Source organism: Pseudomonas sp. LBUM1671 (assembly GCF_059695685.1).
In genome coordinates this window covers 6,232,538-6,258,326 of the sequence record NZ_CP166782.1, presented here as the reverse complement: position 1 = coordinate 6,258,326, position 25,789 = coordinate 6,232,538, and the positions used below count along the sequence as shown (strand labels likewise).

At 60.1% G+C, this 25,789-nt stretch carries 19 protein-coding genes; 10 read left to right on the top strand and 9 right to left on the bottom strand.

The window, feature by feature from the left end; translation table 11 throughout:
• Positions 1-93: 93 nt before the first annotated feature.
• A complete protein-coding gene (gene zigA, locus ACA060_RS28940) occupies positions 94-1,302 on the top strand; it encodes a zinc metallochaperone GTPase ZigA (protein WP_497314611.1) in 1,209 nt (402 codons plus the stop codon).
• Positions 1,302-1,952 carry a DUF1826 domain-containing protein gene (locus tag ACA060_RS28935; RefSeq protein WP_497314609.1) on the top strand — a complete coding sequence of 217 codons (651 nt, stop codon included), beginning with the start codon at positions 1,302-1,304 and terminating at the stop codon, positions 1,950-1,952. The genes zigA and ACA060_RS28935 overlap by 1 nt, the downstream gene beginning before the upstream one ends.
• Here ACA060_RS28935 and ACA060_RS28930 read toward each other — a convergent pair.
• Positions 1,949-2,305 (bottom strand): NADH:ubiquinone oxidoreductase, encoded by a 357-nt coding sequence (locus ACA060_RS28930; protein ID WP_109626865.1) that lies wholly within the window; start codon positions 2,303-2,305, stop codon positions 1,949-1,951. The genes ACA060_RS28935 and ACA060_RS28930 overlap by 4 nt on opposite strands.
• Before the next feature lie 27 nt (positions 2,306-2,332).
• Here ACA060_RS28930 and ACA060_RS28925 point away from each other — a divergent pair, with 27 nt between their 5' ends.
• The gene (locus tag ACA060_RS28925; RefSeq protein ID WP_497314607.1) at positions 2,333-3,298 is read left to right on the top strand and encodes a CobW family GTP-binding protein; all 966 of its coding nucleotides are present in this window, start codon (positions 2,333-2,335) and stop codon (positions 3,296-3,298) included.
• On the opposite strand, the gene ACA060_RS28920 is transcribed toward ACA060_RS28925, so the two are convergent.
• Positions 3,295-3,708, bottom strand: coding sequence for a DUF3301 domain-containing protein (locus tag ACA060_RS28920; RefSeq protein WP_109626861.1), 414 nt, complete (start codon positions 3,706-3,708; stop codon positions 3,295-3,297). The genes ACA060_RS28925 and ACA060_RS28920 overlap by 4 nt on opposite strands.
• 118 nt (positions 3,709-3,826) lie before the next feature.
• Here ACA060_RS28920 and pdxY point away from each other — a divergent pair, with 118 nt between their 5' ends.
• On the top strand, positions 3,827-4,699 hold the full coding sequence (gene pdxY / locus ACA060_RS28915; protein ID WP_497314605.1) for a pyridoxal kinase PdxY: 873 nt from the start codon (positions 3,827-3,829) through the stop codon (positions 4,697-4,699).
• A 117-nt stretch (positions 4,700-4,816) separates the two neighbouring features.
• On the opposite strand, the gene ACA060_RS28910 is transcribed toward pdxY, so the two are convergent.
• Positions 4,817-5,299 (bottom strand): acyl-CoA thioesterase, encoded by a 483-nt coding sequence (locus ACA060_RS28910; RefSeq protein WP_219094686.1) that lies wholly within the window; start codon positions 5,297-5,299, stop codon positions 4,817-4,819.
• 204 nt (positions 5,300-5,503) lie between these two features.
• Between ACA060_RS28910 and ACA060_RS28905 the strand changes: the two genes are divergently transcribed.
• Complete coding sequence (locus ACA060_RS28905; RefSeq protein ID WP_497314603.1) at positions 5,504-7,267, top strand: cation:proton antiporter; 1,764 nt, start codon at positions 5,504-5,506, stop codon at positions 7,265-7,267.
• A 21-nt stretch (positions 7,268-7,288) separates the two neighbouring features.
• Here ACA060_RS28905 and ACA060_RS28900 read toward each other — a convergent pair whose 3' ends face one another.
• From ACA060_RS28900 to uvrD, 3 genes are all read right to left on the bottom strand, one after another.
• Complete coding sequence (locus ACA060_RS28900; RefSeq protein WP_007943369.1) at positions 7,289-7,696, bottom strand: SMI1/KNR4 family protein; 408 nt, start codon at positions 7,694-7,696, stop codon at positions 7,289-7,291.
• 134 nt (positions 7,697-7,830) lie between these two features.
• Positions 7,831-8,703, bottom strand: coding sequence for a Tim44 domain-containing protein (locus tag ACA060_RS28895; protein ID WP_109626857.1), 873 nt, complete (start codon positions 8,701-8,703; stop codon positions 7,831-7,833).
• A 301-nt stretch (positions 8,704-9,004) separates the two neighbouring features.
• The gene (gene uvrD, locus ACA060_RS28890) at positions 9,005-11,188 is read right to left on the bottom strand and encodes a DNA helicase II (protein ID WP_056738578.1); all 2,184 of its coding nucleotides are present in this window, start codon (positions 11,186-11,188) and stop codon (positions 9,005-9,007) included.
• Positions 11,189-11,446: 258 nt separating this feature from the next.
• Between uvrD and ACA060_RS28885 the strand changes: the two genes are divergently transcribed.
• The 3 genes from ACA060_RS28885 to ACA060_RS28875 all read left to right on the top strand — a co-directional run bounded on the left by ACA060_RS28885 (position 11,447) and on the right by ACA060_RS28875 (position 15,784).
• Positions 11,447-14,320, top strand: a complete 2,874-nt coding sequence (locus ACA060_RS28885; protein WP_497314601.1) for a putative bifunctional diguanylate cyclase/phosphodiesterase — start codon at positions 11,447-11,449, stop codon at positions 14,318-14,320.
• Positions 14,321-14,455: 135 nt separating this feature from the next.
• Complete coding sequence (gene hexR / locus ACA060_RS28880) at positions 14,456-15,322, top strand: transcriptional regulator HexR (protein ID WP_008027445.1); 867 nt, start codon at positions 14,456-14,458, stop codon at positions 15,320-15,322.
• A gap of 252 nt (positions 15,323-15,574) precedes the next feature.
• Complete coding sequence (locus tag ACA060_RS28875; RefSeq protein ID WP_401361616.1) at positions 15,575-15,784, top strand: PA3496 family putative envelope integrity protein; 210 nt, start codon at positions 15,575-15,577, stop codon at positions 15,782-15,784.
• On the opposite strand, the gene ACA060_RS28870 is transcribed toward ACA060_RS28875, so the two are convergent.
• Positions 15,726-16,688, bottom strand: coding sequence for a LysR family transcriptional regulator (locus tag ACA060_RS28870; protein ID WP_109626852.1), 963 nt, complete (start codon positions 16,686-16,688; stop codon positions 15,726-15,728). The two genes, ACA060_RS28875 and ACA060_RS28870, sit on opposite strands and share 59 nt — an antisense overlap.
• A 190-nt stretch (positions 16,689-16,878) precedes the next feature.
• Between ACA060_RS28870 and ACA060_RS28865 the strand changes: the two genes are divergently transcribed.
• Positions 16,879-18,294, top strand: coding sequence for an acetyl-CoA carboxylase biotin carboxylase subunit (locus ACA060_RS28865; RefSeq protein ID WP_046030798.1), 1,416 nt, complete (start codon positions 16,879-16,881; stop codon positions 18,292-18,294).
• An 11-nt stretch (positions 18,295-18,305) separates the two neighbouring features.
• Positions 18,306-20,114 carry a sodium-extruding oxaloacetate decarboxylase subunit alpha gene (oadA, locus tag ACA060_RS28860; protein WP_497314598.1) on the top strand — a complete coding sequence of 603 codons (1,809 nt, stop codon included), beginning with the start codon at positions 18,306-18,308 and terminating at the stop codon, positions 20,112-20,114.
• 136 nt (positions 20,115-20,250) lie between these two features.
• On the opposite strand, the gene ACA060_RS28855 is transcribed toward oadA, so the two are convergent.
• A complete protein-coding gene (locus ACA060_RS28855; protein WP_497314596.1) occupies positions 20,251-22,554 on the bottom strand; it encodes an autotransporter outer membrane beta-barrel domain-containing protein in 2,304 nt (767 codons plus the stop codon).
• Between the two features lie 198 nt (positions 22,555-22,752).
• Positions 22,753-25,716 carry an autotransporter outer membrane beta-barrel domain-containing protein gene (locus ACA060_RS28850; protein ID WP_497314594.1) on the bottom strand — a complete coding sequence of 988 codons (2,964 nt, stop codon included), beginning with the start codon at positions 25,714-25,716 and terminating at the stop codon, positions 22,753-22,755.
• Positions 25,717-25,789 lie beyond the last annotated feature (73 nt).

Genomic DNA, 25,789 nt, shown 5'->3' with positions numbered 1-25,789 from the left:
TGGGCAAAAGCGGGCTGGCTTGATTGCATTGTTATACTATAACATTGAAATCAACCCGACACTGCGATCGGGTATCTCTGTGAGGAATTCCTGATGCCCAATCGTCTCCCCGTGACCGTTCTGTCGGGCTTTCTCGGCGCCGGTAAAAGTACGCTGCTCAACTACGTGTTGCGTAATCGAGAGAACCTGCGAGTCGCCGTAATCGTCAACGATATGAGCGAGATCAACATCGATGGCAGCGAAGTCCAGCGCGATGTCAGCCTGAACCGTGCCGAAGAAAAACTCGTGGAGATGAGCAACGGCTGCATTTGCTGCACCCTGCGCGAAGATCTGCTCGAAGAAGTCAGCAAACTCGCGAGGGATGGGCGATTCGATTACCTGTTGATCGAATCCACCGGCATCTCCGAGCCATTGCCCGTGGCCGAAACCTTCACCTTCCGTGATGAGCAAGGGCAGAGCCTGGCCGACATCGCACGACTCGACACCATGGTCACGGTGGTCGACGGCATGAACTTCCTGCTCGACTATCAGGCCGCCGAAAGCCTCGCTTCGCGCGGTGAAACATTGGGCGAAGAGGACGAGCGCTCGATCACCGATTTGTTGATCGAGCAGATCGAATTCGCCGACGTGATCCTCATCAGCAAGATCGATTTGATCAGCAGCCGCGAGCGCCTGGAGCTGATCGCGATCCTTGAGCGCCTCAACGCTCAGGCAGAAATCATCCCGATGGTCATGGGTGAGATTCCTCTGAAAAAAATCCTCAACACCGGTCGTTTCGACTTTGAAAAAGCTGCTCAAGCGCCGGGCTGGTTGCAGGAGTTGCGTGGCGAACACGTGCCGGAAACCGAGGAATACGGCATCGCCTCGACGGCCTACCGAGCCCGCCGACCGTTTCATCCGCAGCGCTTTTTCAGCTTCATCGATCGGCCGTGGGTAAACGGCAAACTGCTGCGTTCCAAAGGTTTTTTCTGGCTCGCCAGCAAGCACATGGACGCCGGTAGCTGGTCCCAGGCGGGTGGCTTGATGCGCCATGGTTTCGCCGGACGCTGGTGGCGTTTCGTGCCGAAAACCCAGTGGCCGCAGGACGAAGAAAGCACGGCCGGGATCATGGAAAACTGGACCGCCGCCACCGGCGATTGCCGCCAGGAACTGGTGTTCATCGGCCAGAACATCGACTTCGCGCAGCTCACCGCCGAACTCGACGCATGCCTGCTGAACGATGATGAAATGGCCTTGGGTGTGGAAGGCTGGCGATTGCTGGCCGATCCGTTCGGCCCGTGGCACGAAGAGGTGGCCGCCTGATGTTGGCGCCGAATCTGAAACCGCAGACGATCGTTCATCAGGTTCAAGGTGAAACGCCGCAGACACTGACGCGAATTCTTGATGACGGCGTAAACCTCGCCGTTTGGCAGCGCCAGCTCCCGGCGCACATCAGTGATTTCGGGCGCTTGCTGCTGTCCCTGAACGAACCGCTGGCTGAGTCGCGGGTCCTGGAATTGTCCAGCGATGACGCCGAACCCGATCTGCAGGGATTGGCCTCAGGATTCAACGATCTGGAAGGGTATGCCGGTTTCATTGCCGACGTATCATGGCTGGTCAGCGCGTTCGCCTGTCTGCTGGGCGCCAAGCGCATAGGCTTGCGCGCGCGAGTCCTGGACAAGGCCATGTGCCCGCGCTTTCACGTCGATCATGTGCCGGTGCGGTTGATCACCACGTATTCCGGTATCGGCAGTCAGTGGCTGAAAGAAGGGGTGATGGATCGCCGGCACTTGGGCAATCCTGCGGCCGAACCCACAGAGGATTCGCTGATCGAGCAAATCACCAGCGGCGAAGTGGCACTGCTCAAAGGCGAGAAATGGCACGGCAACGAAGGTTTCGGCCTGATTCACCGTTCGCCGCAACCCGCGCCGGGCGAACGCCGTTTGATTCTGACCCTGGATTGGCTGGCTTAAGGCTTGAGCCAGTTGCCCTGGCTCTGGCCTTCGCAAAACGGCTTCAGATACGCTGCATCGGTGGCCACGCCGTAATAGTGAATATCCTGCCGGTAAGGCATATTGGCGACTTGGGCGTTGCTGCACACGCCGAACGCACCGGTGGGGCATTGGTCGACGTATTGCACCTCGACTTTCTGCCCGGGAAGATTCGGTTGGCAGAAACCGTCGGCGAAGAGCTTTTGCGGGATGTTGCGGTTCTGCTGGCAGACTTTCACGTCAAGTCGCTCAGCCGTGCTATGTACCACGCAAGCCTGAGCCAGCGCCTCGCCGGAAAACAGCGCCAAGAACAACGACAATCCCATCAACCGCATTCATTACCTCCTCAGAAAACATCGACCATGTTGCAGAACATTCCCACTCACGTCATTGCCGGCCCGTTGGGTGCCGGCAAGACCAGCCTGATCAAGCACCTGCTGATACAGCGACCGATCGGTGAGCGCTGGGCGGTGCTGATCAACGAGTTCGGGCAGATCGGCCTCGATGCCGCGCTGCTGACCCAGGACGCCGATGGTATCGCACTGGGTGAAGTGGCCGGGGGCTGTTTGTGTTGCGTGAACGGTGCACCGTTTCAGATTGGCCTCGGGCGGTTGCTGCGCAAGGCGCGGCCGGATCGACTGTTCATCGAACCTTCCGGATTGGGCCACCCGGCGCAGTTGCTCAGGCAATTGAGTGAGGCGCCGTGGCGAGGCGTACTGGCGGTACAGCCTTGTGTACTGGTTCTGGATGCCCAAGCGCTCGCCGCTGGCAAACCATTGCCCGAGGCGCAACTGGAGGCGTTGAGCAGTGCCGGTTTGTTGGTGCTGAACAAAGCGGAGGGTCTCGATTTCAATGATCGTCAGCGAATCGCCGCGCAACTGCCTTCTCGTCCTTTGTACTGGACGCAGCAAGCGCTCTTGCCGTTGAGCAAGCTACCGGGGCTTGGCGCTCAGGCGATGGTGGGTGTGGATAACTTCGTCGTGCCCAAGGGTTTGGCGCAAATGCCGGCCATCTGGACCGATCCTGCGCTGCCGATTTGCTTGAGCCAGGCGCAGGAGGGCGGCTGGAGCGTCGGCTGGCGTTGGCATCCGACGCAGACCTTCGATGCGGCGCGCGTTGGCCAGTGGCTTGAAAGCATTGCCTGGCGGCGGGCGAAGCTGGTTATCCACAGCCTGGATGGCTGGGTGTCGGCGAATGCGCTGGATAACTCGCCATTGGAATGGCAGCCCAGCGAATGGCGCCAGGATTCGCGGATCGAGCTGATTTTCGGTGAGGCGCAGGATGTTGATTCACTGCAAAGAGCGTTGGCCGACTGTCGGTCGGGTTAAGGACGCCACTTGGTGTGTTCCTGCCGCCACTGGCTCAGCTCGATCACTTCAGCGCGAGGCTTCACCACGTCGACCACCGCAGGGGTGTCGTCGAACGGCATAGGGTAGGGCGCCAGCTCGATCTGCGCGCTATGGGCGCCGAACTGGGTGATGGTGCCGTTGTGGCGGGTTTCGCCGGTCACGGTGAACTCGAAGTTATACACACGAGCCAGGCGCCGCCGGTCGTTGGCGTCTTTGATGAACGCGATCTTTTTCAGCGCCACGTTACCGTCCAGCAACTCGATCCCGAGCTTTGTGCAATGCAACTTGACCCGTTCCAGCGCGCGCTCGCGCAAGCCGTGGTTGTGCCACAGCCATGCGCCGCCAGTGGCGAGCAGCATCAGCACGAAGATATTTCCGAGGGTCAGCATCAGCAGGTTGCTCCAACAAGATAGTGCCAGCTTAACTGCGTCGCTGGTCTGTCGTACAGGCTGTGTTTCGTCGCATACTGCGCGGCTCGAATTTCAATCGTTTTACGGAACTCACCGCATGAAACGTACGCCCCATCTGCTCGCCATCCAGTCCCACGTGGTGTTCGGCCACGCTGGCAACAGCGCCGCGGTTTTTCCGATGCAGCGGGTCGGGGTGAATGTCTGGCCGCTCAACACCGTGCAGTTCTCCAACCACACGCAATACGGCCAGTGGACCGGTGAAGTGCTGGCACCGCACCAGATCCCCGATCTGGTCGAAGGGATCGCGGCGATTGGCGAGCTGGGCAATTGCGATGCGGTGCTGTCCGGTTACCTCGGCAGTGCGGCCCAGGGCCGGGCGATCCTGACCGGCGTGGCGCGTATCAAGTCGATGAACCCCAAGGCGTTGTATTTGTGCGACCCGGTGATGGGCCATCCGGAGAAGGGCTGCAGCGTGCCGGCCGAAGTCAGCGATTTCCTGCTGGAAGAGGCGGCTTCGGTGGCGGACTTCATGTGCCCGAACCAGTTGGAGCTGGACAGCTTTTCGGGGCGCAAGCCGCAGTCGCTGTTCGATTGCCTGGCGATGGCGCGCGCACTGTTGGCGCGCGGGCCGAAGGCGGTGTTGGTCAAGCATCTGGACTATCCCGGCAAGCCGGCGGATGGCTTCGAGATGCTGCTGGTGACGGCTGAAGGCAGTTGGCACCTGCGTCGTCCGCTGCTGGCGTTTCCGCGTCAGCCGGTGGGCGTAGGCGACCTGACGTCGGGGCTGTTTCTGGCGCGCGTGCTGTTGGGTGACAGCCTGGTGGCAGCCTTTGAGTTCACGGCGGCGGCGGTGCATGAAGTGCTGCTGGAAACCCAGGCGTGTGCCAGCTATGAACTGGAACTGGTGCGGGCTCAGGACCGGATTGCGCATCCGCGAGTGAAGTTCGAAGCGACTGCGATCAGTCTTTGATCCGCGTTGAGACCGTTCGCGAGCAAGCCCGCTCCCACCGTTGAAATACGTTCCAATGTGGGAGCGGGCTTGCTCGCGAAGGCTATCTAAGGCACACCATCAAACATCCGGAACGGCTCAGGCATCGCCCTTGATTTCCTGATACCGCTTTTCCAGTTCCTGCCGAATCTGCCGACGTTGTTGAGCCTGGATAAACCGGCGCTTGTCTTCGCTGTTCTGCGGTTGCAGCGGTGGGACGGCAGCCGGTTTGCGGTCGTCATCCACCGCCACCATGGTGAAGAAGCAGCTGTTGGTGTGGCGCACCGAGCGCTCGCGGATGTTCTCGGTCACCACCTTGATGCCCACCTCCATGGAAGTGTTCCCGGTGTAGTTGACCGACGCCAGGAAAGTCACCAACTCGCCGACGTGGATCGGCTCGCGGAAAATCACCTGGTCCACCGACAAAGTCACCACATAGCGGCCGGCGTAACGGCTGGCGCAGGCGTAGGCCACTTCATCGAGGTATTTGAGCAGGGTGCCGCCGTGAACATTGCCAGAGAAGTTGGCCATGTCGGGGGTCATCAATACCGTCATCGACAGCTGGGCGTTTCCGGGTTCCATAGCGTTCTCACGGGTCAAGGCAGAATGGCGGAAGGGCGGCACCTCTGCGGGTGCCTGGTCGGTTTTTTTCAAACCACAGTTATCGGGACGCCGGGCGGGTGGTCGCCGTCACGCCGGATCGATCTGTTTCCATATATTGCACCGTCTTTCTGGCGGAAGTCGCGGTGTTAACCTCCGAACGTCCACCTCAAGGAGCCCCACACCATGCATGCCATCAGTTTTATTCAGGATCTGGCAGTGATCATGTTGGTCGCAGGTGTGGTGACCGTGCTGTTCCATCGCTTCAAACAGCCGGTGGTGCTGGGTTATATCGTCGCCGGCTTCATCATCGGCCCGCACACGCCGCCGTTCGGCCTGATCCACGACGAAGAAACCATCAAGACCCTCGCTGAACTCGGGGTGATTTTCCTGATGTTCTGCCTGGGCCTCGAGTTCAGTCTGCGCAAACTGTTCAAGGTCGGTGCCACGGCGTTCATCGCGGCGTTTCTGGAAATCGTGCTGATGATCTGGATCGGCTACGAAATCGGCCAATGGTTTGACTGGAACACCATGGATTCCTTGTTCCTCGGCGCGATCCTGGCGATTTCCTCGACCACCATCATCGTCAAGGCGCTCAACGACCTGAAGATGAAGAACGAGCGCTTCGCCCAGTTGATCTTCGGCGTGTTGATCGTCGAGGACATTCTCGGCATCGGCATCATTGCCTTGCTGTCGAGCATCGCGGTGAGCGGCACGGTCAGTTCCGGCGAAGTGTTTTCAACGGTGGGCAAACTCTCGCTGTTCATGATCGTTGCGCTGGTCATCGGCATCTTGCTTGTGCCGCGATTACTGGCCTACGTGGCGAAGTTCGAGAGCAACGAAATGCTGCTGATCACCGTGCTGGGCCTCTGTTTCGGCTTCTGCCTGCTGGTGGTCAAGCTCGAATACAGCATGGTCCTGGGCGCATTCCTGATTGGGGCGATCATGGCCGAGTCGCGGCAATTGCTGAAGATCGAGCGCTTGATCGAGCCGGTTCGCGACCTGTTCAGTGCAATCTTCTTCGTGGCCATCGGCTTGATGCTCGATCCGATGATCCTGCTGCAATACGCCTGGCCGATCGCGGTGATTACCGTGGCCGTCGTGCTCGGCAAAATGCTTTCGTGCGGTCTCGGGGCCTTTATCGCCGGCAATGACGGACGTACCTCACTGCGCGTGGGGATGGGGCTTTCGCAGATTGGCGAATTTTCCTTCATCATCGCCGCGCTGGGCATGACGCTGCAGGTCACCAGCAACTTCCTCTACCCGGTCGCCGTGGCGGTCTCGGTGATTACCACGTTGCTGACGCCGTATCTGATCCGCGCGGCTGATCCGCTGTCGATCAAGCTGGCCGCCGTGATGCCGCAGCGGCTGGCTCGAGTGCTGGGGATGTACGGCGAATGGCTGCGCAGCATCCAGCCTCAGGGCGAGGGCGCGTTGCTGGCGTCGATGATCCGGCGGATTCTGTTGCAGGTGGGGGTCAATCTGGCGCTGGTGATTGCGATCTTCTTTTCCGGCGCGTACTTCGCCGAACGCATGTCCGCTTACCTGCAAGACTGGATCAGTGACCCGAGCTGGCAGAAAGCGTTGATCTGGGGTGGGGCGTTGCTGTTGTCGCTGCCGTTCCTGATCGCCGCCTATCGCAAGCTCAAGGCGCTGTCGATGCTGTTGGCGGAGATGGGCGTGAAGCCGGAGATGGCGGGGCGCCACACGCAGCGAGTGCGCCGGGTGATCGCCGAAGTGATCCCGATCCTCTCGCTGCTGGTGATTTTCCTGCTGCTGGCAGCCTTGTCGGCCAGTATCTTGCCGACCAACAAGTTGCTGGTACTGATCGTCGTGGTCGCCGCCGCGGTAGCGGCCGTGCTCTGGCGCTGGTTCATCCGCGTGCACACGCGGATGCAGGTGGCCTTGCTCGAAACGCTGGACAACCACAAGGAGCCGTCCGGGCATTGACCACGCGGCGCGTCAGGCGGCTCAGCTTTCCAGCCAGACGTCCCGCGCCCAGTGCCACACCGATTCCCAGGTTTCTTCGGCAATCAGCTCTTCTTCGGCCTGCCACAGCACCACGGTGCCGTCTTCTTCGACGAGGTAGTAATCGTCACCGTCCTGGCAGATCGGGATCATGCTGCGGTCGACGCCAGCGTCCCAGGCGTTGGCCGCAACGTCTGGCAGGTAAGTGTGGGATTGCGGGTCGGTGACGGTCACCGGCTCCAGGCTTCCGTAGACGACGTCGCTGACGGTCAGCAAAAACTCTCTGAAGACAAAGGGAATGTCGATGAACAGTTGTTCTTCGATTTCCACGATCTGGTCTTCGTCAGGCAACTCCAAGGGGACCGGTACCGGTTCGTTGGCTTCACGCAGTTGTTCGATGATTTCTTCCACGTCCGGGATCCTCTTGCTGATGGCGCGGTTTAGTTGGGGCGGTTTATACAGTAGCTCGCTATAGATGCAACCGTGAAATAGAAAAACCCCGGCGAGGCCGGGGTTTTCATTTCAGCATGCGTAACGCGGAGGGATCAGCCGTTCTGGCGGATACCGGCCACCAGCCAAGGCTGGTTTTCGCCCTGCGGACGTTCCATGTTCCAGCTTTCGCTGAACACTTCGCCCTGGTCGAAACGCGAAGTCTTCGACACGCCGGTGAAGGTCAGGGTGGCGATGGTCTTGTCCGCGCGATCATCCACGCCGTCCAGTTGAACATTGAGGTTATCAATGTAGGTGGACTGGAAACCTTCGCCGAGGTCAGCACGTTCGCGCTTGAGGAACTCCAGCAGTTGCGGGGTCACGAACTCGGAGATCTTGTCCATTTCGTTGGCGTCCCAGTGTTGCTGCAGGGACTGGAAGTGGTTGCGGGCCGCTTCAATGAAGTTCTGTTCATTGAACCAGGCTGGCGCGTTGATTACCGGACGAGCGGCAGCAGGTGCGGCCGAGCCGCCGAAGATCGAACCCATGCCGGCTGGCTTCTGCTCGAATACTTCACGCTGCATCGGCGCACCGGCTGGAGCCAAATGCTCCTGCTGCTTGCGACGACGAGCGGCGATGAAGCGGAAGACCAGGAAGGCAATGACAGCCATGATCAGGATGTCGAAGATCTGCATGCCCTGGAAGCCGCCGCCCATGAACATGGAGGCCAGCAGGCCACCGGCAGCGATACCGGCCAGAGGGCCGAGCCAGCGCGAAGCACCGCCGGCCTTGGCGGCAGCGCCAGCGGCACCGGCCGCGCCCGCAGTGGCGGCAGCACCGCCAGCGGCAGAAGAAGGAGCCATTTGGCTGGTCTGGTGAGTCGGCGCAGCGCCGGAGCTCTTGCCGCCACCAAAGCGCTTGGCGTTGGCGTCGAGGCTCATCGTCAGGCCGATGCACAACGCCATGGCGATGCTAAGAAAACGTTTCATAAAGGGAATTCCCATTTGTGGATGGCACGCGCGCCATGTTGCACAGCTGAAGTGATACTGGCTAGCGGCAGAGTGTTTCGGGCTTTTGCCTGACAGGTTGCGTTCAGCTTCAGTCAGCGCAATAGGGCCTGTTAACTTTGGTCTGTAGGACGAGGAGATAAGTTCTGTAGGAAGGTTATCCGGTCGGATGAACCTTGTGGGAGTGAGCCTGCTCGCGAAGAACGATAGCGCGGTGTTTCTGACAAACCACGTTGCTCCCTTCGCGAGCAAGCCCGCTCCCACAGTGAATCACTGGCGGGCTTTAGATTGCTTCGAGCTTGGCGTAGCCAAGCATCAGCCACTTGCTACCTTCGCTGAAGTTCACTTGCACTCGGGCCTGGGCACCGGCGCCTTCGAAGTTGAGGATCACGCCGTCGCCAAACACCGAATGCCGCACGGCCTGACCGAGGCTGAACCCGGTGTCCGGAATCTCGCTGCCGCCAAACAGGCTGCTGGAGCTCTGTTGCTGACCACCACCGAACGGGCGGCTGACGCTGTTGGACAGGCGCACTTCCTGGATCAGGCCTTTCGGCACTTCCCGTACGAAACGCGACACCTTGTTGTAGGTCTCGCTGCCGTACAGGCGTCGGGTTTCCGCGTAGGTCATCACCAGGTTCTGCATCGCCCGGGTGATGCCGACGTACGCCAGACGGCGCTCCTCTTCGAGACGCCCCGGCTCTTCCAGGCTCATCTTGTGCGGGAACAAGCCTTCTTCCATGCCCACGAGGAACACGTAAGGGAATTCCAGGCCTTTGGCACTGTGCAAGGTCATCAGCTGAATGCTGTCTTCATGCTCGTCGGCCTGAGTGTCACCGGCCTCCAGTGACGCATGACCAAGAAATGCCGCCAATGGCGTCAGGTCTTCGTCTTCTTCAGCGTTTTCAAAGTTGCGCGCGGCGCTGACCAGTTCCTCAAGGTTTTCTACACGGGCCTGGCCTTTCTCGCCTTTTTCCGCTTCGTGGTAGGCAATCAGCCCCGACTGCTCGATAACCGTCTGGGTCATCAGGTGCAGCGGCATTTCCATGCACTTGGCGGCGAGGTTCTCGATCAGCTCGATAAACGCCCCGAGCGCGCCGGCCGCGCGGCCGGTCAGACCTTTATTGGCAACCAGCAAGCGCATCGCTTCCCACATCGACACATCGCTGTGGCGCGCATGGTCGCGAATCGCTTCAACGGTTTTCTCGCCGATGCCACGGGCCGGAACGTTGATCACCCGCTCCAGCGCCGCATCGTTGCCACGGCCTTCCAGCAAACGCAGGTAGGCCATGGCGTTCTTGATTTCTGCGCGTTCGAAGAAGCGCTGACCGCCATAGATACGATACGGAATGCGCTCGCGCAGCAAGGCTTCTTCCAAAACTCGGGATTGGGCGTTGGAGCGGTACAAAATCGCGATATCGCTGCGGGCCAAGCCGGTTTTCAGCGCACTTTCGATGGTTTCCACCACGTAGCGTGCTTCGTCGTGTTCGTTGAACGCTGCGTACAGATTGATCGCTTCGCCTTCGCCGCCATCGGTCCACAGCTCTTTACCCATGCGCCCGGTGTTGTTGGCGATCAGGGCATTGGCAGCCTTGAGGATGCCGGCGGTGGAGCGGTAGTTCTGCTCAAGACGAATGGTCTCGGCATCCGGGAAGTCGTCGGAATACTGATAAATGTTCTCGATTTTCGCGCCGCGCCAGCCGTAGATCGACTGGTCGTCGTCGCCGACCACCATCAGGCTGTCGCCGCCCTTGGCCAGCAGGCGCAACCAGGCGTACTGCACGGCGTTGGTGTCCTGGAACTCGTCCACCAGAATGTGCCGGAAGCGCTTCTGGTAATGGGCCAGCAGGCCCGGATGATCGCGCCACAGGTCGAGGGCACGCAGCAGTAACTCGGAGAAGTCGATAACGCCGGCGCGCAGGCAAGCGGCCTCGTAGGCCTCATAAATGCTGCGCATGGTCGCCAGGAACAGGTCGCCGCTGGCTTGAATGTGTTGCGGGCGCAGGCCTTCGTCTTTCTGCCCGTTGATGAACCACTGGGCCTGACGGGCCGGCCAGCGTTGCTCGTCCAGCCCCAGCTCGCGGATCACCCGCTTGACCAGCCGTTGCTGATCGTCGCTGTCGAGAATCTGGAAGGTCTGGCTCAGGCCGGCTTCCTGCCAATGCGCCCGCAGCAAGCGGTGCGCCAGGCCGTGGAAGGTGCCGACCCACATACCGGCCGGGTTGATACCCATCAGCTGCTCGATGCGATGACGCATCTCGGCAGCGGCCTTATTGGTAAAGGTCACCGACAGAATCGAGTGGGGCGAGGCGTTCTCGACCTGGATCAACCAGGCGATACGGTGCACCAGCACTCGGGTTTTACCGGAACCAGCACCGGCCAGGACCAACTGACGACCCACGCGGGCAGCTACGGCCTGGCGTTGGGCATCGTTGAGGGAGTTCAGCAGAAGGGAGAGATCATCGCGCATCGGGGCATTCTAGGGTGCGCCGTCACACCGGGCAAACCGAGCTTTGCATTAGCCGATGAAAGAAGCACGAATGACGACCGGTCAGTCACTGGCTGCAAGCGTTGGCGGGGCTCGCTCGAAGGGTTTTCAGCGGACGGCGGGGGCCTGAAATTTTGTCGATTTTATGATCCGGGGCAGTGTGGTAAGGGCATTGGCTTGTGTATGCTCCTTTCACGTTTCGGGCTCATGCTCATCATTATAAGAACAAGAACATTGCCTATGACCCTCAGCTCCGACCTGTCGGGCCCTTCTGTGGAGCCTCGGGTTATCCGTAAACAGTACGCCATGGAAATGGCGGTCGAGCGCACGCGCCTGCTTTACCAGGGCTCGCTGCTGCCTACGCTGTTCATGCTGATCAACGGACTGGTCTGCGCCGCATTGCTCTGGAGCCCGCAGCGCTACTTCATCGTCAGCATCTGGCTGATCTGGCTTTTATCGCTGGTGGCCTTGCGGGTGATTCAAGTCGCAGCCTTCGATTCGGCCATCCCCAACCGCCAGGCCCATCCGGTCTGGCGTCGCATGTTCCTGTTGGGGTCTGCCATGACGGGCCTGACCCTGGCCGGTGCCGGTATTGCCTTGGTCCCCGCTGACAATTTCATGCAACAAGCCTGGGTGTTCGGCCTGATCGGTGCCGCCGCCTTGTCGGCCAGCGTCGCGTATGCGGTCAGTCTTCCGGCATTCCTCTCCTTTACCTTGCCCTGTCTGTTGCCGGCCATCGCCTATCTATTCTGGGGCGGCGATCAACAAGGCCAGGGTTGGGGCTGGTTCGGGCTGATTCTGTTGGGGGCGCTGAGCGTGGTGGCCTGGCAAGTCAATCGGCTGATCGACAGCGGTTTGCTGCGGCGCTTTCAGAACCAGGCCCTGATCGAACACTTGCAGCAGGCGCAGACTTGCAGCGACCAACTCAATCACGAATTGGCCAAAGAGATCGATCACCGCCGCTGCGCCGAAGAAAAATTGCGTGAAGCCCAGGTCGAGCTTGAAAACCGTGTTGCCCAACGCAGCCTGGAGTTGGACGCGGCCAACCAGGCCCTGAGCAAGAGCGAAGCGCGGCTGGCGCTGGCGTTGAAGGCCAGTGAGCTCGGGCTGTGGGACTGGAACCTGCAAACCGACGAAGTCCATCACACCCAGCTTCAGGAGTTGTTCGGCCTGGAGCCGGAGTTCGTGACCGCGATGCTCAGCCACCTCAAGCCGCGCCTTCACCCCGAAGACTTGCCGTCGCTGCGCCGTGCCCTGGTCGAGCATTTGAAGGGTCGCAGCGAGGATTACCAGATCGAATACCGCGTGCGGCATGGTGACGGCCATTGGGTCTGGATCGAGGACCGTGGGCGGGCGGTCGAGCGCAGCGAAAATGGCCGGGTGATCCGCATGGTCGGCACCCGCCGCGACATCAGCGCGAGCAAGGGACAGGAAGAACAGCGCCAGTTGGCGGCGACGGTGTTTGAAGCGGCGAGCGAAGGCATCGTGATTTTCGACCCGAATTACGCGCTGATCGCGGTCAATCAGGCGTTCAGCCGCGTCACCGGCTACGACATCGAAGACATGCTCGGGCGCAACGTTGTCGAGTTGCCGTGCAGTCGCGATGCGCGCCGGCACTATGGTGCGATTCATCATGCGCTGGAACAGCACGGCACCTGGCAGGGCGAACTGGTGGAAACCCGCAAGAACGGCGAGCTCTATCCGCAGTGGCTGCAACTGAACGCTGTTCGGGATGCTCGGGGGAATGTAAGCCATATTGTCGGCTTCTTCGCCGATTTGTCCGCTCGACGGGAATCCGAAGAGCGCATGCGCTACCTGACCCATTACGACGAACTCACCGGTCTGGCCAACCGATCGCTGTTCCGCGAACGGCTGCGCGAAGCGCATCAGCGGGTGCGTCAGGGCGGGCGCCGCAGCCTGGCGCTGCTGCATATCAACCTGGATCGTTTCAAGCTGCTCAACGACAGCCTTGGCCATGAAGTCGCCGATCAGTTGCTGCAGAAGATGGCCCGGCGGCTGGTCAACGCACTGCCCGAGGCCGACACCATTGCGCGGCTTTCCGGTGACGAATTCGCGGTGATCTTTGATGCCTACGGCAACCTGTCGAGCCTGGCCCGCGTGGCGACCCGATTGTCGACCAAACTACGGCTGCCTATCACCGTCGATGGCCATGAACTGGTGGTCAGCGCCTCAATGGGCATCAGCATGCTGCCGGACACTGCCCGGGAAATTTCCGCGCTGGTCAGCCAGTCGAACATTGCCATGCAACACGCCAAGCATTTGGGCGGCAACAACTTCCAGTTCTACACCGAGAGCTTGCAGGCCAGCACTCTGGAGCGCTTGCAGCTTGAAAATCAGCTGCGCAAAGCCATCGATGAGAAGCAGCTGCAAGTCTATTACCAACCCAAACTCTGCCTCGCGACGGGGCGGCTGAACGCTGCCGAAGCCTTGGTGCGGTGGGATCATCCGACCATGGGTCGCGTGCCGCCGGGGGACTTTATCGGTCTGGCCGAGGAAACCGGGCTGATCGGTCCTATCGGCGAGTTCGTGTTGCGCCAAGCCTGTTGGCAGGCCTGCGAATGGCAGCGGCAAGGGCTTGAGCCGATTCGCGTGTCGGTCAATTTGTCGGTGCATCAATTGCGTCAGGGCAAGTTGGTCAGCCTGGTGCGGCAGGTGCTGGAAGAAACCGGCCTGGCGCCGCACTACCTGGAGCTCGAACTCACTGAAAGCCAGTTGCTGGACAGCGTCGAGCACATCATCGCGACGTTTCAGCAGTTGCGGGATATTGGCGTAAAACTGGCGATCGATGATTTCGGCACAGGCTATTCGTCCCTGAGCTATCTCAAGCGCATTCCCGTGGATTACGTGAAGATCGATCAGGCGTTTATCCGCGGCCTGGGGCAGGGCAGCGAGGACGCGGCGATCACCCGGGCGATCATCGCCATGGCGCATGGATTGTCGCTGAAAGTGGTGGCTGAAGGTGTTGAGCGGGAAGAACAACTGGAATTCTTGAAAGCCGAGCGCTGCGATGAAGTGCAAGGTTATCTGGTCAGTCGCCCGGTCGAAGCCGATGACCTGGCTGCGCTTTTACGTGAGGACGCAAAACCCTTGTAAGTGCTACATGGAGCGCATGTGGCGTGGAATGGGGACATCGAGTTACGCATTGAGCAGGCAAAAAGCCAATTCATGTAGTATAACTACAAGCTTGCTACATATCCGGCACCTGCCAATAACAAAGAGTCCAGCCCTTTGAATCTGCTGCAACACATCGCCCAGTCACGCCACCTCTTACGCAAGTCGGAGCTCAAGGTCGCCGACCACGTGCTGCTTGATCCGGCGGCGGTGATGCACAGCTCCATGGCCGACCTGGCCCATAGCGTGGGCATCAGTGAGCCGACCATTGTGCGCTTCTGCCGCGCCATTGGTTGTTCCGGTTTCCAGGACTTGAAGCTGAAACTGGCGCAGAGCCTGGCGGCAGGCGCGAGCTTTGGCCAGTTTGCGATCCATGAAGACGATTCGGTCGCCGACTACAGCCTGAAAATCTTCGACACCACCCTGCACACCTTGATGGAGGTTCGCGAGAAGCTCGATCCGGTGGAGTTGCAGCGGGCCGTGTCGCTGATGTCCCAGGCCCAGCGCGTCGAGTTCTACGGCTTTGGTGCATCGGGCGCGGTGGCGGCGGATGCCCAGCACAAGTTCTTCCGTTTGCTGCTGACTGCGGCGGCCTATTCCGACCCGCACATGCAGGCGATGTCGGCAGTTACTTTGAAACCGACCGATGTGGCGATCTGTATTTCCCAGTCCGGGCGTTCCAAGGATTTGTTGATCACGGCGAACCTGGTGCGTGAAAGCGGCGCCTCGTTGATCACTCTGTGCCCAAGCCAGACGCCGTTGGCCGAACTCTCGACCGTCAACCTGGCGATCGATGTGCACGAAGACACTGAAATCTACACCCCGCTGACCTCGCGTATCGCTCACCTGGTGGTGATCGACGTGTTGGCGATGGGCGTGGCCATGGCGCGCGGGCCGAGCCTGGTCAACCACCTCAAGAGCGTCAAGCGCAGCCTGCGCAGCTTGCGGTTGTCGCCAAAATCAGTGAAAGCGCTGGACGATTGATAGTGGCTGGAATTGTGGCGAGGGAGCGTGCTCCCGCTGGGCTGCGCAGCGGCCCCCAAACCATTCACAGCAATTTTTGACCAACCGCATCAAGCTCATTTACGACTGCTGCGCAGCCGAGCGGGAGCAAGCTCCCTCGCCACAGATTCGCGGTCAGTATGCGAGTTTCATCGTTCTGTAACCCACCCGCCGCCAAACCGTCATCCCCCGCGCCTATCTTGAAACTCCCGTAATCGCCTTGGGAGACTCGAAATGGCCCAGCCCTACGAAGAACGCAACAGCGCCGTCAAAACCCGCCGTCAGCAAGAAGATCAGCGCCGCATGGAATTTCGCCGCGCCATCGAAGATCGCTGCGAACGCCGTCAGCTGCTGGCCGAGATCGGTGATTTTCCTGAGCTTGAGCTCAACTACTGGCAGGCAGCTCCCGCAACTTCCCGTCGAAACGCTCAACCAGCGCGCTGATCTGCACCCGTTCGCTGCGGATAAACGCAAGGAATGCGTGGGCCACCGGCGACAGCCGTTTGGCTTTGGCCTGCACCAGGCACCAGCTGCGAAACAGCGGCAGTTCCTCGACCGGTAACTCGATCAATCCGCCGGTCGCCAACTCAAGGTTCAGGGCGTGGCGCGTCAACAGCGCGACGCCCAGGCCCGCCAGGACACATTCACGCTGGGCTTCGGCCGATGAGACCTCTTGGGTCTGGTTGAAGTGCACGCGCTTCTCTTTGAAATACTCTTCGCACGCCAATCGCGTTCCGGAACCGGGTTCGCGCAGCAACAGGGTGTAAGGCTCGAGGTCTTGCAGGCGCAGCGGCCCCATGTGGCACAGCGGATGATCCGGCGGCGCCACGGCCACGATCGGATTGTTGAGGAACGGCAGAAACTCCAGCCCCATGTCCTGCGGCACCATGGACATGATCACCAGGTCGTCGCGGTTATCAGACAGTCGACGGATCACCTGCCCCCGGTTGACCACCGTCAGTTGCAGATTCACTTCCGGGTGCTGGCGCTTGAACGCGGCAAACAGGTGCGGCACGAAATACTTGGCGCTGGATTCGACCGCCAGTTTCAGCTGGCCCTGCAACGATCCCTGCATGTCCGAAAGCTGCATGTCGAGGTTTTCCAGGCGCCCGAAAATATCCCGACTGGCACGCTGTAGAGCTTCGGCGGCTTCCGTCATGTAGAGTTTTTTGCCGACGTAATCGAACAAAGGCTGACCAATCAGCTCCTCAAGTTGACGAATCTGCAGGCTCACGGCAGGTTGTGTGAGCGACATTTCGTCGGCTGCGCGGCTGTAGGATCGCAAATCACAGACCTCATTGAAAATCTGCAATTGACGCAATGTCATACGCATCAATGACTTACGCATTATCTAGAAGCTCCCGCCCGAGGCTGATGAATCAACTATAAGTCTTTACTTATGGCTAACCCAATTATTAATCATTTTTGTTAATCCCTTGTGGGGGCTAGTGTGGGGCTGCGACTAAATCGAAACATTTGGTCACGCGTCGACCTGGTCTAGCAGGTCGTGGGTACCACCGGCTCAAGGGAACCTCCAAGTGATAAAAAAGATCCTGATCGCCAACCGTGGTGAGATTGCCGTACGAATCGTGCGTGCCTGCGCCGAGATGGGCATTCGCTCGGTCGCGATCTATTCCGACGCCGACCGCCATGCCTTGCATGTGAAGCGTGCGGACGAGGCCCACAGCATCGGTGCCGAGCCACTGGCCGGTTACCTGAATGCGCGCAAGCTGGTGAATCTGGCCGTGGAAACCGGTTGTGATGCGTTGCATCCCGGCTACGGTTTCCTCTCGGAAAACGCCGAGCTGGCAGATATCTGCGCTGAACGCGGCATCAAATTCATTGGTCCATCGGCTGAAGTCATTCGCCGCATGGGCGACAAGACCGAAGCGCGCCGCAGCATGATCAAGGCGGGCGTCCCGGTCACTCCAGGCACCGAAGGCAACGTCGCGGACATCGCGGAAGCCTTGGTCGAAGGCGACCGTATCGGTTACCCGGTGATGCTCAAGGCGACTTCCGGTGGTGGTGGTCGTGGTATCCGTCGCTGCGACAGCCGCGAAGAACTCGAACAAGCCTTCCCGCGAGTCATTTCCGAAGCCACCAAGGCGTTCGGTTCGGCGGAAGTGTTCCTGGAAAAATGCATCGTCAATCCAAAACACATCGAAGCGCAGATCCTCGGTGACAGTTTTGGCAATGTGGTGCACCTGTTCGAGCGTGACTGTTCGATCCAGCGCCGCAACCAGAAGCTGATCGAAATCGCTCCGAGCCCGCAACTGACCCCGGAACAGCGCGCCTACATCGGCGACCTGTCGGTGCGTGCGGCCAAGGCTGTGGGTTACGAGAACGCCGGCACCGTGGAGTTCCTGCTCGCCGAGGGCGAGGTGTACTTCATGGAGATGAACACCCGGGTGCAGGTGGAACACACCATCACCGAAGAAATCACCGGCATCGACATTGTGCGTGAGCAGATCCGCATCGCGTCCGGCCTGCCGCTTTCGGTGAAACAGGAAGACATCCAGCACCGTGGTTTCGCGTTGCAATTCCGCATCAACGCCGAAGACCCGAAAAACAACTTCCTGCCTAGCTTCGGCAAGATCACTCGTTACTACGCGCCCGGAGGCCCCGGCGTGCGCACCGACACGGCGATCTATACCGGCTACACCATTCCGCCGTTCTACGACTCCATGTGCCTGAAACTGGTGGTCTGGGCACTGACCTGGGAAGAAGCGATGGACCGTGGCTTGCGCGCCCTCGACGACATGCGTCTGCAAGGGGTCAAGACCACCGCCGCGTACTACCAGGAAATCCTGCGTAACCCGGAATTCCGTAGCGGCCAGTTCAACACCAGCTTCGTTGAAAGCCACCCTGAACTGACCAACTACTCGATCAAGCGCAAACCCGAAGAGCTGGCCCTGGCCATCGCCGCCGCCATCGCCGCCCACGCAGGCCTGTGAGGAATAGAACAATGAGCAAGAAAATCCACGTTACCGACACCATCCTGCGCGACGCCCACCAATCGCTGCTCGCGACCCGCATGCGCACCGAGGACATGCTGCCGATCTGCGACAAGCTCGACAAAGTCGGCTACTGGTCGCTGGAATGCTGGGGCGGCGCAACCTTCGACGCCTGCGTGCGTTTTCTGAAAGAAGACCCGTGGGAGCGTCTGCGCCAACTGCGTGCCGCGCTGCCTAACACACGCCTGCAAATGCTCCTGCGTGGCCAGAACCTGCTGGGTTACCGCCACTACAGCGACGACGTGGTCAGAGCGTTCGTTGCCAAGGCAGCGGTCAACGGCATCGACGTGTTCCGCATCTTCGATGCCATGAACGACGTGCGTAACCTGCGAGTGGCCATTGAAGCGGTGAAAGCTGCTGGCAAACACGCCCAGGGCACCATCGCCTACACCACCAGCCCGGTGCACACCATCGACGCGTTCGTGGCCCAGGCCAAACAAATGGAAGCCATGGGTTGCGACTCGGTGGCGATCAAGGACATGGCCGGCCTGCTGACCCCGTACGCCACCGGCGAATTGGTCAAGGCGTTGAAATCCGAGCAGTCGCTGCCGGTCTTCATCCACTCCCACGACACTGCCGGCCTGGCCACGATGTGCCAACTCAAGGCCATTGAAAACGGTGCCGATCACATCGACACTGCGATCTCCAGTTTCGCCTCGGGCACCAGCCACCCAGGCACCGAGTCGATGGTTGCCGCCCTTAAAGGCAGCGAGTTCGACACCGGCCTGAACCTGGAACTGCTGCAAGAGATCGGCCTGTATTTCTACGCCGTGCGCAAAAAATATCACCAGTTCGAAAGCGAATTCACCGCTGTTGACACCCGTGTGCAAGTCAACCAGGTGCCGGGCGGGATGATTTCCAACCTGGCCAACCAGTTGAAAGAGCAGGGCGCCCTGAACCGCATGGCGGAAGTACTGGCTGAAATCCCGCGCGTTCGTGAAGACCTCGGCTTCCCGCCGCTGGTGACCCCGACCTCGCAAATCGTCGGCACCCAGGCGTTCTTTAACGTGCTGGCCGGCGAGCGCTACAAGACCATCACCAACGAAGTGAAGCTCTACCTGCAAGGCGGTTACGGCAAGGCGCCGGGCACCGTGAACGAAAAACTGCGTCGCCAGGCGATCGGCAGCGAAGAAGTGATCGACGTGCGTCCGGCTGATCTGCTCAAGCCGGAAATGACCAAACTGCGTGCCGAGATCGGTGCTGTGGCCAAGTCTGAAGAGGACGTGCTGACCTACGCCATGTTCCCGGACATCGGCCGCAAGTTCCTCGAAGAACGTGCTGCCGGTACCCTGACTCCAGAAGTGCTGCTGCCGATCCCTGAGGCCGGCGGTGTGACCTCAGCCGGTGGCGAAGGCGTGCCGACTGAGTTCGTCATCGACGTCCACGGCGAAACCTACCGCGTCGACATCACCGGTGTCGGCGTCAAGGCGGAAGGCAAGCGTCACTTCTACCTGTCCATCGACGGCATGCCGGAAGAAGTGGTGTTCGAACCGCTCAACGAATTCGTCAGCGGCGGCAGCAGCAAGCGCAAGCAAGCTTCGGCTCCGGGTCACGTCAGCACCACCATGCCGGGCAACATCGTCGACGTGCTGGTCAAGGAAGGCGACACCGTGAAAGCGGGGCAAGCCGTGCTGATCACCGAAGCGATGAAGATGGAAACCGAAGTCCAGGCAGCCATCGCCGGCAAAGTCACCGCCATCCATGTGGCCAAGGGCGACCGGGTGAACCCGGGCGAAATCCTGATCGAGATCGAAGGCTGAGTTAACTGCCTCGATACAACGCTTTAAACCTCGGGGGGGCATGTGCTCCCCTTTTTTTTCGCCCGGAGTATCGCATTGGCAAATGTGGGAGCGAGCTGGCTCGCTCCCTCAGGGAATGCGGTGAATCAGTTGTTGATCAGAACGCCATCCGCCACTGACCTGTTACGCCATGATTGCGGCTGTCAGTGCCGATCTCGCCGACAAGGCCGACACCCAGCGTATGTTTCGCTGACAAGCCCAAGTCCAGCCCTGCATCGACCAGCAAACTGTCACGGTCCAGCGGCGCACCGGACACGGTGAAGTTTTTCCCGCCCGTGACCAGTCGTTGGCGGGTATCGCTGTAGACGTCTCCATACGTGTGTTTCCAGCCGGCACTGAACCGCGGCGTCAGTTGCATGCCGTTATCCAGCGTGTTGACCTTCGCCAGACGCAGACCGAGTGTGCTGTTCATATTGTTCTGCGTTTGACCGTGGACTTTCAACGCTGCCGCGCCACCTTTTTCGTTGTAGCCGTCACGCTGATAGCGTTGGTAGCCAAGGCTGGCAAATGGTTCGATGCTGACATTGGCGCGGCCCAGGTTGTACCCCACTTCCGCGAAGGCCTGCTGGGTGCTGGCGTCGTAACGGCCTTCGGGACGATCGCTGAAACCGTTGAAGGCAACCCGCCGTTTTGTGCTGCCGTCGTGATTGCTGTAGGTCGCGCCGAGGCGCAGCGACAGGGGGCCGCTCTGGCGCAGCGCATAGGCGCCGAGATGCCAGCTATCGAGAGCACCGTCGAGTTCGCGGCTGTCCAGTCGAGTATCAGACTGGCCGCCCATCACACCGATACGCCATTCCTCATCAACGCGCCAATCCGCCCCCAGCACGAGCCCTTTGGTCGACGTTTGCAGCGCATCGTGGTCGCGATCCAGCGTTCCGCCATGACCCAAGGCTTGCAGCCAGACCCTGCCGTTTTCTTCGTTGCCGACGGCCAGGCTTGGTGCGTTGGATCGGTTGACGGGTTTGTTGCCGCTGGCGCTGTCCAATTGGCGCATGGCTGAGAGCAGGGTGGCGCTGACCGGGCTGTCACTGTTCAGGGTGGCTTTGGCGAGGTTGGCGGTGTTTCCGCCAGCAAGCTGTTCAATTGCATGGGCGGCGATCACTTTGTTACTGCCGAGCAGGGCGTTGACAGCGGCGTTTGCGGGGGTAGTTGGTTTTGGTGTTGTGGCGACGGGATTGGTCGTTGTTGATGGCGCTGATGAGGCGGTACCAGGCGCATCGGTGGGGGATGGAGCAGAGGCTGTCGAGGGAGTTTCGGCGGGAGCGGTCTGCGTGGAGGCGGTGGCGGAAGAGTTGGTGCTTGCCGGTGGAGTCAGGGTTTCAGCGACAGCCAATGGATTTTCAGATGAGGTCTGCTCTTGCGGTATATCCTTCGGTTCTTCGATGCTTTGAGCGAACTCCTTTCCGTTATCGCTGATCGCAGCACTCTCGAGGGGCACATCGTTACGTGTGAAGATCAGATCGACTTTGTTTTCTGCGTATTCGAGCTTGGGCGTTAAAAAGGCAAGGTTATTGAGTACCTTTCCAAATTCACCTTCGACTTTTTTGGCAATAAGGATGGTGTTTTCGCTGATCAACGGGTAGTCACCGGGTGTTGCAACGATGTTCAGCGTGGCGCCACCAAGGCTGGCGGTGCCACCGACCCATATCGCTTCACTTTTGCGACCGGCATCGACCTCGTAGGTCAGTTCGGCCGTTTTCGAAAGCGTTAAGTCACCTGATACTTTCGGGGCACCGTGCATTTTGTCTGCGGAGAATTTCCCGTTTACCTCTAGAGCACCGACCAAGCCATTGCCGGCCAATACGCCATTTTCATCAATAACAACGTCACCTCGAATATCCCCCGAATTTTTCAGGATGCCTCCTGATTGCACTGTCACGCCGCCGCCAATCTTGCCAGTGTTGATAAGCGCTCCCTGAGCCAACGCTCCTCCTTCGATATGCCCATCGTTTATCAGTGTTGCTTTGGGACGAACCAGGACACCAGTGTTGAAGTCACCGGAACCATTCAAGGTCCAGGTACTTCGTTTAAGCTCCAAACCTTCGAAGCGATTAGTCTTGCCTAGCGTGCCGCCGCTCGCGGTGTCGAGTTGCAGGAAGTTGATACCGCCACCACCGTCAACCATTCCGGTGAGACTTCCGCGACCCGATACAATGACCAGCTCATTTTTGTCACCGAATTTCGGATTAACACCATCCGCTGTCTTGTTGATCGGGATCTTGATGGTGTCGGGATCAATAATGAATGCTTCAAGAGCCGCCAGGAGCTGATCCGGAGTTTCGGCCGCAGGATCAATGGTCTCGGCAGAGATCTGTTGGGCAAGTGAGATTTCGGTACAACCCAACGCAAGCGCAATGGCTAGCGCCAGATATTGTGGGCGAAACGTGTGTTGAACGGGCATCTGGTTTGACCTCAATTAACTGGAGGTCAAACTCTAAAGAGCGCGATTCTATGCCGATGTCAGTCGGTTCCGGCTCGTTTGCGGGCGGTGTCAGATCGTTGTGTAGAAAATAGCTGTTCGCTTGATTGAGAGGACTTTTGGCCGCCCGAGCGAAAGACCTTTCTTACAACTATTCAAGACGCCGCCGACTAGTGCTACTCAAAAACTCATCTGCCACTGCCCAATCACCCCATGATTGCGGCTGTTGCTCCCCATCTCCCCGCTATAACCCACCCCCACCGAATGCCGCGCTGAAATACCCAGATCCAGCCCGGCTTCCAGCACCAGACTGTCACGATCCAGCGAACTGCCATCGACACTGAACGCCGTTCCTCCGACTACAAATGCCTGGCGCGTCGAGTTGCTGACATCGCCATAGGTGTGTTTCCAGCCAGCGGTCATGCGTGGCGTCAGGCTCATGCCGTTCTCCAGCGAACTCAGGTGTGCCAGACGCAGGCCGAAGGTGCTGCTGAAGTTGTCCTGTGTTTCTTCGTCCACCTGCAACGCTGCGGCTCCACCTTTTTCCTGGTAGCTGTCGCGGTGATAACGCTGGTAGCCGAGGCTGGCAAACGGTTCGGCGCTGAGGCGACCGCTGCCCATTGCGTAGCCCAGTTCGGCGAAGGCCTGTTGGCTGTCGGCGTCGTAATCGCCTTTTGGTCGGTCGCTGAAACCGTTGAAGGCGACGGTGCGGTTGCTTTCGCCCTGATGGCCGCTATACGCGGCGCCGAGACGCAAAGCGAAGGGTCCGCTTTGGCGCAAAGCGTAAACGCCGGCGTGCCAGCTCTCGACGTTGCCATCGACTCCCGTGGCGTCCAGATCCGTTTTCGAATAGCCGCCGAGAACACCCAGGCGCCATTGCGGATCGAGCGCCCAATCAGTCCCGAGCACGGTGCCCTTGGTGCGTTGTTCCAGACCGCTGTTGCCGCGTTCGCCATCGAGCTTGCCATAGCCGCCGATGGCTTGCAGCCAGAGTCGGCCTTGGGCGTTCGGGTCGTTGAGGTTGCGGGCTTCGGACGGGACGCCGGTGGCGGCGAGCACCGGGGTGTCGCGCTGATCCAGGGCAACCAGCAATCCTGAACCGCCGCTCATTTGTTGCATCGCCGACAGCATGCTGCCGCCAATCTGGCTGCTGGCACCGAGGGTGGCGCTGGTCAGGTTGGCGTTGCTGGCGCCGGCGAGTTGCTCGATCGCATTGCCGGCCGTGGTGCTGGTGGTGTTGAGCAATGCGTTGTAGAGCGCGTTGTTTTTACTCATCGAGGCCAGGCTGTTGGCGGCGTTGCTGCCGTTACCCGTGACCGCGAATTCGTTGAACGCGACATCGTTGCGCGTGTAGGTCAGGTCGACCTGGGTCGGGGTGTACGCGAGGGTCGGCGTGAGGAACGCGTAGTCGCTGGTGACTTTGCCGAAGGTGCCGTTGATGCTCGCGGCTTGCAGCACGGTGTATTGGCTTTGCCACGGATAGGTGCCGCTGCCGGGGTTTACCGCCAAGGTTGCGCCGTTCAGGTTGGCCACGCCGCCGACCTTGATCGGCGCGCTGCTGCCATCGGCGTTGACGCCGTAGGCCAGAGTGGAACCGCTGCCCATGGTCAAGTCATGGGTGATGGTCGCCGTGCCGAGTTGAGTGTTGGTGCGTAAAGTGCCGTTGACCAGCAAGTTGCCCACCGAACCACCGCCGGCATAGACACCGCCCGCGTCGACGGTCAGGTTGCCGGTGATGCCACCCTGGTTGATCAGCATCGCGCCGTTGCGCACCGCGCCGCCATCGCTGAAATCACCGCTGCCGGTCAGCGTCCAGGCACCTTGCTTGACCTCCAGCCATTCGAAGTTGCGACTCGCGCCGAAGCTGCCGCCCGCCGCGTCGTCCATCACCACGCGGTCGTCACCGCTGCCGCCGTCGACCACACCGACGAAGCGACTGCCATTGCGCAAGGTCAGGCTATCGTCGCCGCCCCCCAGATCCAGCGCCAGGCCGTTGCTGCCGCTGATCGTGCCGCCGTTGATCACTCTGTCGGCGAACTCACCGACGAACTTCACGCCGAAACCGTCGAGGCCCTGAATGGTGCCGAAGTTTTCCAGTGCGGTCGCGGCAACGCCCGAACCGCCGCTGCCGTCGTCCACCAGAATTGCACTGTTGGCGCCGCTGATCAGCGCGCCGTTGGCGTTCAACACATAGCCGCCGCCCAGCGCGATGCCTTCACTGCCGTTGGCGAAACCACCCTTGTCGACACCGCCGGCGCCGACGCCTTGAATGGTGCCGTAGTTTTCGATGTGGGCGAGCTTGTCGATGTCCACGCCATCGCCGTCACCATTGGGTTGCAGGCCCGAATAAGCGCCGGTAATCGTGCCGTGGTTGATCACGGTGCCGTCGCCATCGGAGCCGAAGCCCGAACCATTGCGGCCGGTGATTTGTCCGTAGTTGAGCAGTGTTGCGCCGAGGTCGGTGGTGATGCCGTGGCGGCCACCGGAAATGCTGCCGTAGTTGGTCACCGTCACGCCGGTCGCGGTGTCGATGTCGATACCGTCGAATTTGTTGTCAGCGGTTCGAGAGTCGCCGGTAGCGATCTCGCCATAGTTGGTGATCGTCGCATTGGCGCCGGTCTTCATGCCATCGCTGGCATCCCCGCGAATCAATCCGCCCGCGCGGTTGATGATCGTCGTTTTGACCCCTGCACTGCGCAGAGCATCCAGATCCAGCCCTTGCCCGGTGGTGGAGCGGATGATGCCGCTGTTATCGATCAGCAGACTCCCGCTGGCGAAGTTGCTGTCGATGCGCAACGCGTCGTTGAAACCAAGGATCTGCCCGCCAGCGCGGTTGTAAATGCTGTAGTTGCGCGCTTGGGTCAGGTCGCCGCTGCTGTCGATCGCCCGGCCGCCGGTCGAGATGATCTTGCCCGCGTTATCGATCACCACACCGGTGCCGCTGGTGCTGTCTTTCAGGCTGACAGTCTTGCCCGCGTTGGTGATGCTGCCCGGCGCAGAAATCGTCAGGGTGTCGGCACCGCCAAGGGTTTGCGCGGTAGTGGTCGACGTGTCGATTTGCACATTTTTGAACGGGGCGGCGTGGGCGCCGGTGCTGATCAATAACGCGATGCTGAGAGCCAGGCGCTGGGGCGAGAAGGGCATGTGGGTCGGCCTTTTTGTTATAAGCGGGCCGTCTTGTATAGCGGAGGGTTTTTACAGAATGATGTCCGTGCGT

Coding starts and splice junctions, on each gene's coding strand:
- ACA060_RS28925 (WP_497314607.1), top strand. CDS start 2,333: ATGTTGCAGAACATTCCCACTCACGTCATTGCCGGCCCGTTGGGTGCC.
- ACA060_RS28885 (WP_497314601.1), top strand. CDS start 11,447: ATGACCCTCAGCTCCGACCTGTCGGGCCCTTCTGTGGAGCCTCGGGTT.
- ACA060_RS28875 (WP_401361616.1), top strand. CDS start 15,575: ATGGCCCAGCCCTACGAAGAACGCAACAGCGCCGTCAAAACCCGCCGT.
- zigA (WP_497314611.1), top strand. CDS start 94: ATGCCCAATCGTCTCCCCGTGACCGTTCTGTCGGGCTTTCTCGGCGCC.
- ACA060_RS28930 (WP_109626865.1), bottom strand. CDS start 2,305: ATGCGGTTGATGGGATTGTCGTTGTTCTTGGCGCTGTTTTCCGGCGAG.
- ACA060_RS28855 (WP_497314596.1), bottom strand. CDS start 22,554: ATGCCCGTTCAACACACGTTTCGCCCACAATATCTGGCGCTAGCCATT.
- ACA060_RS28905 (WP_497314603.1), top strand. CDS start 5,504: ATGCATGCCATCAGTTTTATTCAGGATCTGGCAGTGATCATGTTGGTC.
- uvrD (WP_056738578.1), bottom strand. CDS start 11,188: ATGCGCGATGATCTCTCCCTTCTGCTGAACTCCCTCAACGATGCCCAA.
- ACA060_RS28895 (WP_109626857.1), bottom strand. CDS start 8,703: ATGAAACGTTTTCTTAGCATCGCCATGGCGTTGTGCATCGGCCTGACG.
- ACA060_RS28910 (WP_219094686.1), bottom strand. CDS start 5,299: ATGGAACCCGGAAACGCCCAGCTGTCGATGACGGTATTGATGACCCCC.
- ACA060_RS28920 (WP_109626861.1), bottom strand. CDS start 3,708: ATGCTGACCCTCGGAAATATCTTCGTGCTGATGCTGCTCGCCACTGGC.
- pdxY (WP_497314605.1), top strand. CDS start 3,827: ATGAAACGTACGCCCCATCTGCTCGCCATCCAGTCCCACGTGGTGTTC.
- ACA060_RS28935 (WP_497314609.1), top strand. CDS start 1,302: ATGTTGGCGCCGAATCTGAAACCGCAGACGATCGTTCATCAGGTTCAA.
- ACA060_RS28850 (WP_497314594.1), bottom strand. CDS start 25,716: ATGCCCTTCTCGCCCCAGCGCCTGGCTCTCAGCATCGCGTTATTGATC.
- oadA (WP_497314598.1), top strand. CDS start 18,306: ATGAGCAAGAAAATCCACGTTACCGACACCATCCTGCGCGACGCCCAC.
- ACA060_RS28870 (WP_109626852.1), bottom strand. CDS start 16,688: ATGCGTAAGTCATTGATGCGTATGACATTGCGTCAATTGCAGATTTTC.